At 27.8% G+C, this 12,400-nt stretch carries 9 protein-coding genes and 1 pseudogene; 6 read left to right on the top strand and 4 right to left on the bottom strand.

Features of this window, described 5'->3' with window-relative positions; translation table 11 throughout:
* Positions 1-54 precede the first annotated feature (54 nt).
* The 5 genes and pseudogenes from rpmB to AVBRAN12647_RS09680 all read left to right on the top strand — a co-directional run bounded on the left by rpmB (position 55) and on the right by AVBRAN12647_RS09680 (position 2,790).
* Entirely contained in the window at positions 55-249 is a 195-nt protein-coding gene (gene rpmB, locus AVBRAN12647_RS01815) for a 50S ribosomal protein L28 (protein ID WP_214117022.1), read from the top strand.
* Positions 250-267: 18 nt separating this feature from the next.
* Positions 268-1,392 (top strand): potassium channel family protein, encoded by a 1,125-nt coding sequence (locus AVBRAN12647_RS01810; protein WP_214117036.1) that lies wholly within the window; start codon positions 268-270, stop codon positions 1,390-1,392.
* 75 nt (positions 1,393-1,467) lie between these two features.
* A complete protein-coding gene (locus AVBRAN12647_RS01805; RefSeq protein ID WP_214117038.1) occupies positions 1,468-1,689 on the top strand; it encodes a YdcH family protein in 222 nt (73 codons plus the stop codon).
* Between the two features lie 396 nt (positions 1,690-2,085).
* Positions 2,086-2,349 (top strand): annotated as a pseudogene (locus tag AVBRAN12647_RS09685) (methyl-accepting chemotaxis protein); the annotation flags it as partial.
* The gene (locus tag AVBRAN12647_RS09680) at positions 2,338-2,790 is read left to right on the top strand and encodes a CZB domain-containing protein (protein WP_442862268.1); all 453 of its coding nucleotides are present in this window, start codon (positions 2,338-2,340) and stop codon (positions 2,788-2,790) included. The pseudogene AVBRAN12647_RS09685 and the gene AVBRAN12647_RS09680, both read left to right, overlap by 12 nt.
* Before the next feature lie 387 nt (positions 2,791-3,177).
* Here the strand turns inward: AVBRAN12647_RS09680 and AVBRAN12647_RS01795 are convergent, their stop codons facing one another.
* Entirely contained in the window at positions 3,178-8,397 is a 5,220-nt protein-coding gene (locus AVBRAN12647_RS01795) for a hypothetical protein (RefSeq protein ID WP_336614602.1), read from the bottom strand.
* 177 nt (positions 8,398-8,574) lie between these two features.
* On the opposite strand from AVBRAN12647_RS01795, the gene AVBRAN12647_RS01790 reads away from it, so the two are divergent.
* Entirely contained in the window at positions 8,575-9,225 is a 651-nt protein-coding gene (locus tag AVBRAN12647_RS01790) for a DNA alkylation repair protein (protein ID WP_214117758.1), read from the top strand.
* Here the strand turns inward: AVBRAN12647_RS01790 and AVBRAN12647_RS01785 are convergent, their stop codons facing one another.
* From AVBRAN12647_RS01785 to AVBRAN12647_RS01775, 3 genes are read right to left on the bottom strand one after another with little or no spacing between them, the layout of a single operon-like run.
* Positions 9,226-10,158 carry a Cj0814 family flagellar-dependent secreted protein gene (locus tag AVBRAN12647_RS01785; protein WP_336614601.1) on the bottom strand — a complete coding sequence of 311 codons (933 nt, stop codon included), beginning with the start codon at positions 10,156-10,158 and terminating at the stop codon, positions 9,226-9,228.
* A gap of 48 nt (positions 10,159-10,206) precedes the next feature.
* Positions 10,207-11,913, bottom strand: coding sequence for a M24 family metallopeptidase (locus AVBRAN12647_RS01780; protein WP_336614600.1), 1,707 nt, complete (start codon positions 11,911-11,913; stop codon positions 10,207-10,209).
* A 9-nt stretch (positions 11,914-11,922) separates the two neighbouring features.
* A complete protein-coding gene (locus AVBRAN12647_RS01775) occupies positions 11,923-12,399 on the bottom strand; it encodes a cysteine permease (RefSeq protein WP_214117762.1) in 477 nt (158 codons plus the stop codon).
* Position 12,400: the final 1 nt, after the last annotated feature.

Genomic DNA, 12,400 nt, shown 5'->3' with positions numbered 1-12,400 from the left:
AAGATGCTATGATTAATACTTTTATTTTTACAAGAACACAAAAAAGGATTTACGATGTCAAAATTTTGTCAATTAACAGGTAAAGGTCCTATGGTAGGAAATAATGTTAGCCACGCTAACAATAAAACAAAAAGAAGATTTTTACCTAATTTACGCACTATTCGCATTGATTTAGGCGATGGCACAACTAAAAAAATTAGAGTTGCAGCTTCAACATTACGCACACTAAAAAAAAGAAGAGCTAACTAATTTTTATAAAGAATTTTTATGAGCTTTTTTAAAAAGCTAGGCAAATTGCTCGGTTGGGCTGAAAGTGGAAAACCTGAAGTTGATATAAATACCGAGTTTTACGAACAATTAAAACCTTTTCGTCTCCCATTAATAGCAGTTGTTGTAATGATGCTATTTGGGGCGATTGGTTATATGCTTACTAGTAATTTTTCATTACTTGATGGGATTTATCAAGCAGGTATGACTTTTACAACTTTAGGTTATACTGAAGTAGCTACAATCACTCCTGCTGGTAGATTTTTTACGATTTGCTATGTATTATTAGGCTTTGTTACTTTTACTTTTTCAATAGGTATTGTGATTGAAGTTCTAAAAAAAGGCGAATTAACAAGAATTATTAAGGAAAAACGAATGCTATACAAAATAGCAAGATTAAAAAATCATTATGTTATATGTTATCACAACGAATTTACCCAAGAATTAGCAAAACAATTTAAACAAACATATACACCTTTTGTAGTAGTAGATGATATACCAGATTTTGAAAAAATTGCTGAAGCAAATAAATATCCATTCTATATTAAATGCCCACCACATAGTGATTTGGCATTTTTAAAAACACATTTATCAAGTGCGAAAGGAATTATTTCTCTTAGCCCAAATTCTGCTGATAATATAGCAATAATTGCTAGTGCTAGACTATATGAAAAAGATATAAAAAGAATTAGTCCTTATTCTATAATAACAATTTCAAATTCCGAACACGACGCAGCAAGACTTAAAAAGCTAGGAGCAAACACGGTTGTATTAGCTACGAAATTAGCAGCTCAAAGACTTAGCGTTGTAAGTGTAAGACCTGAAATGGAAAATCTATTAGAGCAATACTTATACACAAGAGACCAAAGTATTGATATTGAAGAAGTTAAAGTTCCTGATGAAAGTTGGGTTAGATTTAGAAGATTAAAAGATGTAGCTTTTAGACAATTAGCAAATGTTAGCGTAATCGGAATAAAAGATGCAAATAATAATTTTTTACCTATGCCAAAAGGTGATGCAATGATTGGAACGGGGACTAAATTATTGTTAATAGGAACTCCAGAAAGTATTAAAGAAGTTAAAAAAATTATTAAAAATAAGCAAACTCCTGAAAGTTTAAAATAAAATATAAATGTTATCTGTTTGTAATTTATTTTAGTTACCATATTAATACACATTACTAAAAATTAAGGAGAAGTTATGTTACACGAACATAGAGAGTTAATCACGAATTTAAAAGGTAAAGACGCACATTTTGATAAGCTTTTTGAAGCTCATAATGATTTAGACCATAAGATAAAAGATGCTGAAGAAGGTAGAATTCATTTAGATGATTTAGAAATAGCTAGAATGAAAAAGGAAAAATTAAAATTAAAAGATGATTTAAATAATTATTTAAATTCTATTAAAAATAAAGCTTGATGGGGGGGGGTATTTATGTTTTTTAACAAAGATAACACCCTCCAAAATGAATTGCAGGAAAAACTAAATAGAGCAATAGCAGAAAAAGAAAAGTTAGAAGCTGAAATTGCGAAATTAAAAAATGAAATTACTGCAAAGGCAAATAACGAAGAAGAAGATAAAATCAAATTCTCACTATTTGACATTATGGTAAAAGGTATGAAAGAAAGCGTTTCTTTTGTTCAAAAAGATATTGAGGGTGATTTATCAAGAGCTCAAGAAATAGAAACTCTTTCAGCAGATTGTGTAGATATGATAGTAAATCTTAAAAAAGTATCTGAAAGTATCATAACATCACTTGAAAAAATCACTGAATCATCAAGTAAATCTCGTGATACTGCACAAAATCTCCATAGAAGCGTTGATGAAATTACAAATGTAATTAATTTAATCAAAGATGTATCAGACCAAACCAATTTGCTAGCTTTAAATGCAGCTATTGAAGCAGCTCGTGCTGGTGAGCATGGTCGTGGTTTTGCTGTGGTTGCTGATGAAGTTAGAAAACTAGCAGAAAAAACCCAAAAAGCAACAGCTGAAGTAGAAATGAATATCAATTTATTAAAACAAAACGCTAATGAAATGTTTACGCAAAGCGAATCGGTAGAGCAAATATCACAAGATTCAAACGCACACATTGGAACATTTTCGGAGCAATTTGATAGATTATCGCATATATCTAAAGATATTAAATTTAATGCGAGTGCTATCAAATACGAAGTATTTACATCTTTAGTAAAACTTGACCATATCTTATTTAAAGCAAATGGATATGCAAATGCACTAAGTGAAAATCCAACAAAATTAAGCGACCATTTTAGTTGCCGTCTTGGTAAGTGGTATCAAAATGAAGGTAAAGAAATGTTCGGACATCTTCCTTTATATTCTAAAATTGATACTCCGCATAAAAATGTTCATGAAAGCATTAATCAAGCACTTGGATATATTGCAAGCAAGCAGTCTAATAGCAAAGAAATTGTTGAGCTTTATAAAGAAGCAGAAAAATCAAGTCTTGAATTATTTATGATTTTTAGACATTTATTAGGCGAATTTATTAAAAAATAATTCACTAATCTTATTAGGGTTTTAGCCCTAATAAGCTTATATATTTAAAAAATTTATACTTAATCTAATACTAAAATCAACTTTTATTTTTATTTAACAACCCTTTAAAATACCAATATAAAGCTAAAAATAACTTTTATAGTTCTATCTACTCCTAGAAATTATCGGCAAAATATCTTAGTTTAAAATATACATTTTGACATAATTAGCAGAATTTAAAAATTGCTTACATAAAAAATATCCAACCAACAAACTCAAAAATATATTAATTGAAAATATTTTAAAGCAATAAAATCTTTATTAGTTATATCAAATAAAAAAGAAAATAATTGTGATAGTAAAAATAAATTCTAATTCGTAATTGTTATTACGAATTAGAATTCTTCATTAGAATTTATAGCTAAAGCCCAAGCTACCTTTTAATTCTTTATCAGAATTTGTGTAAAGATTGCTTCCTAAATTGATATTAAAACTAGCATTAGGGTTGATTTTATAATCTACACCAAAATTTAAATTCACACTTGTATCGCCCTTTTTACCTTCAATGATATTTTCTTTAACTTCATCTATTAACAACATATCAGGCTTTTTAGTTAGTTCTTTGCTAAGTGCAACAGATAAAAATCCATCAAGGCTATCTAGCATAGAAACTCCGCCTTCTAATTTAGCTGATAAAGTATGCTTTAATTGGCTATCCCCACTTATACTAAGACCATTTGTGCTAATTGCAGTCGGCTTATAAGAAGTCAAATCATATCTTAAACTTGGCTCAAAATAATATTTATCCCCAAATCTAACCCCACTTTCAAAACTAGCTGTATAAACATTGTGATTTTTATCAGCTTTAATTCCTAATTTATCTGCCTCATAAGAGCTTGATATATTGTGGTAAAAAGCATTAGCACCTATAAACACTCCATTATTAAATACATTCATAGCATATAAACCAATGCCTTTTGAATCGCTATTAGCATCTACATTTCCTTTAGTTTCAGCCGTTCCAAAACTAGCAGCTACACCTAAAGTTAAATTAGAATTGCTAAGTTCATTTGTCTTATCAGCACCAACATTAAAATTCTTATAACGAATTGAACTATATTCATATTTGTTATATCCCATTTGATTATCTAGCCAAAATCCATTACCTACTTTTTGATTTTTTACCAATCTTAATCTATTGTTTAATGTATTGTTTTTAGTATTTGCTATGTAATCAGGGCTTGTTAGAATGAAATTAGCCGTCCCAACAGCGTCTTTATCAAAATCTATTAAATCAAACATATCACCTAAAACAACTTCTAAACTAGAAGTATTAACATTATTGCTATTAGCACCATTTGCTATATTGCCTAAATCTTGACCCGAAATAACACTATCAACATTACTCTCATCTATTAAATCATCGCCTTTAATACCAATGCTCCAAATAGCATTTCCTTTAGCATTAGGATTAAAATGTGTAAATCTATCGGCTAATTCATAATTTGCCACTTTTGTTTGATAAGTTACTTTAAAAAAGTCCTTGCTAATTCCTGATTGAGAATTTGCATCACTTCTTTGTGAATTAGTAGTGTTATTAACTATTGCTATAGGGATAAAACCTTCTTTATCTTTTAGCATAGTAAGGTTTGTATTCGCAAGTTGTATTGTATTGTTAGCACCACTTATAGCTTCTCTTACTATTATAGCTCCACTATAAATATCGTGGAATGAAGTATCAATTCCACCACCATAAATATAAAACTTAGAATTATTAGCTACTAAAGTATTTACTGCTACTTGACCTTTTATATGAGTATTTGTTGTATCTAGTTTATCAACCCTTACGCTGCCATTTAATTCTGATTGTTTCGTAGTGTAAGTTCCACTATCTTTTTGTATATTAGCGTCATATACATTACTTGAGCTATCATCTTTGCCTAAAAGCTTAGAATTAATAGTAGAGTTTGCAATATTTACTAAATTAGAATTGATATTTGATGAGTTGATAGTAGAGTTTGTAATGCGTGCGGAATTTGATTTGATATTTTCTGCTGTAACATTTAAATCTTTTATATTTAAATCCTTAGTAATATCAACTTGATTTGCCGTAATTACATTACCTTTTTCCATAGATTTACTTGTATCAAGGCTAAAGATTGCATCAGTAGCACTAACTTTACCACTGAACTGATTTCCTTGATTAGCATATAAAGTTTTACCTACATTTAAATCTTTTTCAAATGTTGTATTATCTACGCTTACATCATTTGTAGTAGTTGTTATTCCACCAAATTTACCCCCACTACCTTTAATATCACTCAATTCAACATCGTTTGTATAAACAACTTTATTACTGATTAAGTCCCCATTACCTGTGATTTTTGATGAAATCGTCCCATCAACTATCTCAATAATACCTTCATTTTTAATATCGCCTGTGATTTGAGATTTGCCATTAAGTGCTAGGTAAGTAGTATCATCAAGTAATGTTAAATTATTTGCCGAACTTCCCTCATCAAGAGTAATTTTTGCATTATTTTTTAAAGTCAAATCATTAAAATAACTAGCTTTAATATCTGACTTACAATTTGTATTATCCTTGCAATCAATTGTAGTAGCTCCATTAAATTTTGTATTAAGTGCATTAAGATTGCTTACTACAACTTCGCCATCAAAAATAGATTTACTCGTATTAATAGTGTTAGCATTAACTTTTGAATCTTTAGAGAATGTAGTGTCTAAAACTGCTTCAATTGTATTGGCATTAACTATAGAATTAAATGTAGAATTATTAGACTTTAAAGTATCTTTTACATTAACTTCTTTATTAAATACTGATTTTTCTGAAGTTATATTATTTGCCGATACAAAACCATTAAAAGTTGAGCCGCCATTTGCAATTATGCTATCAGTTGCAGTGGTTGTGCCGTTAAATACTGAATTAGTAGAAGTGATAGTATTTGCTGTAACATTTGCAAAGCTTGAATTATTTTTAGCTGTTAGAGTAGCTGTATCAATTGCATTAGCAAATGTTGAACTATCAGCTGTAATTGAATTATTCTTAACTATGCTTCCATTAAATGTAGAACCTACTGCATTAATATCTGTTGCATTGACTATGCTTGTAGTATTAAATATAGAGCCTTTTTGAGCGTCTAAGAATGCAGTTTTTACTTCTTTTTCAAATGTAGCACCATTTGAAGTAATTTTATTAGTTGCACTTACATTTCCTACAAATTTTGAGCCACTATTAGCAGTTATACTATCAGTTGCAGTGGTTGTGCCGTTAAACACTGAATTAGTAGAAGTGATTGTATTTGCACTTACATTTTTTGCGAATGTTGTATCACTTGAAGTGATTGAATTACTTGCTGTTATATTGTTATTGAATATAGAATTTTTAGAACTTTCTAAATCTTTTGCTTCCACTACTCCATCAAATGTAGCACCGCTTGAAGTAATTTTATTAGTTGCTGTAGTAGTTCCTACAAATTTTGAGCCACTATTTGCCGTGATAAAATCTGATTTTATATCTTTTTCAAATGTAGCTTTATCATTTGCTGTTAGTTTGTGTGCTGTAAATGTATCGCTTATGGTTGCATTTGTAACGCTTAATTCATTAAACTTACTATTATTAAGACTTGAAGTGCAGTCAGTATTTTTACAATTAATATCCACTAAACCTTGAAAATTAGTACTATTAGCCGTTAATTTCTCTACATTTACTTTAGATGTAGCACTAAAAACACTATTAGCATCAGTAGTTAAACTAGAAGTATTTACTAAAGCTTTAAAGGTTGAGCCTGTAGAGTTTATAGAATTACTTGCATTTACACTACCGCTAAAAATTGAATTAGTAGTATTTAAAGTATTAACTTCTACTTTAGAATTAATATCAAAATTAGAATTTAAATTCGCTTCTAATTCATTTGCTTTTACCAATCCATTAAATGTAGCACCATTTGAAGTAATTTTATCGTTTGCAGTGGTTGTGCCGTTAAATACTGAATTAGTAGAAGTGATTGTATTTGCACTTACATTTTTTGCGAATGTTGTATCACTTGAAGTTATAGAATTTGAAATAGTTATATTGTTATTAAATTTAGAGTTATTAGAACTTTCTAAATCTTTTGCTGTAACTTCTCCATCAAATATAGCACCACTTGAAGTAATTTTGTCGGTTGCAGTTGTTGTGCCATTAAATATAGAACCATTTTCAGCAATAATAGTGCCTGAAGTTATACTGCCGTTTAAATTCGCACCATTTGTTGCCTTTAACTCATTAGTTACATTAATATCTGCACCTATTGTAGAAGTTCCTATTTCTGCATTAGTTGCTGTAAGTTTGTTTGTATTATCTATTTTAGAATTCTTTATATCTAATTTTGTTTTTGCATTAATATTTGCGTTATTTGAAGTTGTAATATTATTAAGAGTAACATTTTGAGCTATTATATTATCTGTAGATAAATTAGAATTATCAATAGCAACTCCATTTAAATTAACATTTACTAAGTTAGATTTTTTTGCTTCTGTTCCTATCCCAGTATTTACAAGCTTACCACCAACTATATTTAAAGTGGCATTTTTATCATTTACACTATTGGCATTAATAGAAAGATTAGTTAAATTGCTATTAGTAAAAGTTATATTTGAATTATCTTTTACAACTATATTATGACTAGTTGGAGTAGATGTAGCTTTAGAAATATTTACATTATTAAAATCAGCTTTACCATCTAACCATACAAGGTCTGCTGTATCTTTTATATTGATTACACTATCGTTGATTTTAACATTGTTACCAATAGTAATTTTGCCTTCATCTTCAACTTCTAAACCACTAATAGTAATGCCATTATCTCCACTATATTTACCTTCAATATTAAGCCAACCTTTTTTCTTTACATCACCATTTTCCATAGTAATTGCTATTTTTAAATCATTTACGCTAGTTCCACTTTCTAAATTAAACTTACCACCATATATATTTACTTGCGTTTTTTTTACAACACTAGCATCATCTTTGGCTTTGTTTTGAATAGTAGCACCGCCACCAGCATTTGTTATATCAATTACTAATCCATCTGCTTTTGAAATATTATTAAAATATAAATGTCCCCCTTGAGATTCAAAATTACTATCTTTAACAAATAAATCTTTTATAGTATCAGTCATAGTTCCAATATGTATGTATTTTGAATCTGTAATATCTAATTTATCAAAATTAGTAATCATATGACTTAATTTACCATGAGTATATATAGAATTTTTAATAACTGCACTAGATTGAAAACTAGAATTATTTTCTATATTCATATTGTCCAATATTAAATTATCTATTTTAGTTTTTCCACTAATGTCTAAAGTATTATTATATTTTTCTTGTTCTTTTGTTCCAACTAATTCTATTTTATTAGCCGTTAAACCACTTGTAATTTTTACCGAAGAATTTGTTCCTTTTAATGAATTTATAGTTTTAGTAGAACCTATTTCAAGATTAGTATCTTTGATTACGCAATCATTAGTATCTTTACAAGCTACATCAAAAAATTCAGCGTGTAAATACCCCCCCCCGCTGATTGCTAAACAAGTTAATAAAGATAAACTTAGTTTATTTCTCATAATTATTCCTTGAATTAAAATCTTTTAATATTATCAAAATTTAACTTTAAATCTATGAAAATAATAAAAATTTGTAAATATTTGTTAATTAGTAATTTCTTTTTAAGTTTAGTTTTAGAATTTAAAATATAATCTTTAAATTCCAATTATTTATATTAGCATTTAAAAGGAGCTAGGTTGAAAGAGTATTTAACAAAATTTATTGATAACAATTATAAAGAATTTCATAAAAAATTAGTTTTTAGCAAATATGAAATTTTAGGAGTTCGCTCAAATATATTAAAAGACTACGCAAAAAAACTTCAAAAAGAAAATACCTTTGATGAATTTTTTAATAAGTTTTTAAAAGATGAGAAATTTTATGAATATCTACAAATAATTGCCTATGGGATTAATTATGAAAAAGACTTCTCAAAAGCACTAAAATACACTAAGCTTTATTTAGATTTCGTTGATAATTGGGCTAATTGTGATACTTTAGTGCCTAAAAGCTTTAAAAATCAAGATATAAAAGATTTTGCAAATGAATTAATTTGCGAAAACCACATATACAAAATTCGTTTTGGGATAATTTGTTATATGAAATTTATCGCTTATAAAGATGGGTTAAAAGCTATATTTAATATAAAAAGTGATGAATATTATATAAATATGGCTAGAGCTTGGTATTTTCAAGTAGTTTTAGCTAAAGAATTTGAATTAGGCATTTCGTTTTTAAGCTCGCACAAATTAGACGCTAAAACACTTAAAATGACTTTACAAAAATGTAAAGATAGTTACCAAATTAGCCAAGAGAATAAAGCAAAACTAATGCAGATTTTAGTCTAATCAAGCCTTAGTTTTGTCTAAAAACTTAGCCACTTCGGTATTAGTTTTTAGCAATTCATCAATGCCTAAATGCTTAATCTCATCAGCCATTTTTAATAAATCTTTATGCTTTTTAATATCTTTATTTATATTATTGTAATCATCTTGCATAGCTAAAGCATATTTTAAAGCATCTTTGCTTAGCCTTGTTGTCCCACTATCACTTGCAAATGGATTTATGCTTTGTAAAAATCCTATGAATTTCTTTTCTTTTTCATTATACATAGAAAAATCAGGGCTAAAAGCAAGTTCTTTATCAACGCTAATATTTTTTGGCTCGAAACTAAGCTCTATTACGCTAAAGCCATCTGCTTTTATGCTTTTTGCATATTCTAATTCTTCGTTATTTTTATAAATATTTGTGATTTTGTATTTGCTAACATCATTTATATAATCAAAACTAACCTTACTATAACCAAAATCTATGCTAATACCACTTGGATAATCTTGATTGTTGTGAGTAATTTGCGTAAATAAATCATAATAATGCTTAATAGTATCAGCTAAATCAATATTGCTAAATGTCTTGCCCGAATCTTTCATCACCGAATATACATTCATTTTTTCATTAAATCTAACTATTTCTTTTAGTGTGCTTGAGTGGATTTTAAAATCATCTGGCAATCCTGCAGCCTTATTAAAATCAGCTCCTAAAAAACCATCATTATCTACGCTATAGCCAAACTGAATGCTAGATTTTGCTTTATTTAATTCGTTTTTATAATCAAGCTCATTTTTTATACTATTGTTTAAAGTGCTTAGTGAAGTTGGCGTATTATTTGATATAGTTTTTGTCGTAACTTTAGCTAATTCATTTGTAAAAAATTCAGATGATATTTGTTTGCTTTTTTTGATTTTAGTATCATTAAATACTGCAATATTTTCTACTTTCATTAAAACTCCTTTAATTATTTGTTTAATAGCAAATAATATTCCTAAAGTTTAGTTTAATGCTCTCGTTTTAAATTTCAAAAACTGCTTTAACTCATCATCTAAAAATACACTTATGGTATCAAAAACCTTTTTATGATAATCATTTAGCCAATTAATCTCATCTTGATTTAATAATTTTTTATCAATCAAATCAAGCTCAAAAGGATAAAGCGTAACTATATCAAAGCTCAAAAAATCTCCGTATTCACTGCTAAAACAATACTTACTAATTGCTAAATTCTCAAGTCTAATTCCGTATTTGTTATTATGATACAAACCTGGCTCAATTGATGTTAGCATACCCCTTTTTAATTTAGTATGTTCGCTAATATTAGCATTTAGCGATAAAACTTGTGGCCCTTCATGAACATTTAAAAAATACCCTACCCCATGTCCTGTGCCATGCAAATAATCAAATCCGTATTGCCATAATTCTTTTCTTGCAATGCTGTCTAATAAAGGCATTTTTATATTTTCGGGTGCTATGGTTTTTGATATTGCAATATGTGCTTTTAAAACCAAAGTATAATCTCTAATTTGCTCTAAACTTGCGTTTTTTATCTTAAAAACTCTCGTAATATCAGTAGTGCCGCACTCGTATTGAGCCCCACTATCAAGTAATAATAAACCTGATTTATTAAGTAATTTTGAAGTTTTTGTGTTTGCTTTATAATGAATTATTGCGGCGTTTTCATTAAATGCTGCGATAGTATCAAAAGAATTGCTGATAAAATACTCATTTTCTTGTCTAAATTGCGTTAGAACTTCATCAATTTTTAGCTCATCAACTAAGTCTAAATTAGTATTTTCTAAGTAATAATTAAACTTAGTTAATGCAATAGCATCAATTATATGAGCTTGTTTTATGTGCTTTATTTCTATATCATTTTTACAAGCTTTATGTATGGTGCTAGGCAAGATTTCATTTACTAAATTTGCATTTATTAAGCTAATAATTTTTGCATTCGTATTGGCAAAATCACACAATACATTACCACTTAAACTAGATAAATCCGAATAAAACTCATCGTAATTTTTATAAATTATATTTAAATCTTTTTGAATATTTTTAAGCTTTGTTGGCTCTATATAACAAATCGCATTTGTTTGTGAAATTATCATATAGCTTAAAAATACAGGGTTAAATTCCACATCTTTACCACGATAATTTGTAAGATAAGCTATATCGCTAAGGCTTGAGATTACGCAATAATCAATGTTTTTATTTTTTAATTCATCTTGGACTTTTTTTATTTTATTAGCACTTAAATTACTTATGAATTTTTCGTTTTGTTTATAGATTGGCTCTTGTGGGAGTTCTTTATCGTAAAAATCTTTATAAAAATTATCATAATCTATTATATTAACAAGGTTTTTTAGCTTTTCATAATTATTTTGAGATATGGTTTTTAAATCAATTAAAGCCTTTTTGGTGCTTAGATTATTTTTAATATAATCTATATAATCAGGGCTTTTGATTAATCTAATGCTATCTTTTAACTCATTTTCAGCTTGTAAAAAATATCTGCCATCAGTAAATAAAATTGCATCATCAAAGCTAATTAAAAGCGAGCCCGCAGAACCGCTAAATCCACTTATAAATTCTCTAAGTTTAAAATATTCAGGAATATACTCACTCAAGTGATAATCAGCCGTTAGTATTAAAGCAAAATCAGCATTATTGTTTTTTAAAATATCTCTTATTTTCGTAAGCATTTTATCTCCTTAGTAATATCCTAAACATAAAGTATTTGTGAGTTTGATTTTTTTCTCAAAAGGCTCGGGTGCAAAATAACAACATTTTTCTATATAAATATGAGAATTTAAAGGTATTTTTAACTTTGTAAAAAAATCATTTAAATCAATAAATTTTATTCCTGCAATCTCTACTAATTTTATTACATTTAAAAGATTTGAATTATTATTTGGATTTAAATGTGATGGCGCTAGATTACTCATAGAACAAAATGCACTAGCTAATACTAATCCACTTAAATTAGAGCATTTAGGGATTAAATTCTCATATTTTTTAGCTATTGTATTTTTATCTAAAAATACAATTCTAGAATTTGGATATTGTGCGTATTTTATATTTTTCCAAAATTTATAAGCATTTTGAGAAATATCAGCTAGGGTAAAAAGTTCTTTGTTTAATATATAGTTTTCTAAAGTTTGATTATTTGGGAGTGTTATTTTATTCATA

It is taken from the genome of Campylobacter sp. RM12647, assembly GCF_020138135.1.
GTDB lineage: Bacteria > Campylobacterota > Campylobacteria > Campylobacterales > Campylobacteraceae > Campylobacter_E.
The sequence above is the reverse complement of the archived record's forward strand: the minus strand, read 5'-3'. Positions and strand labels throughout refer to the sequence as shown.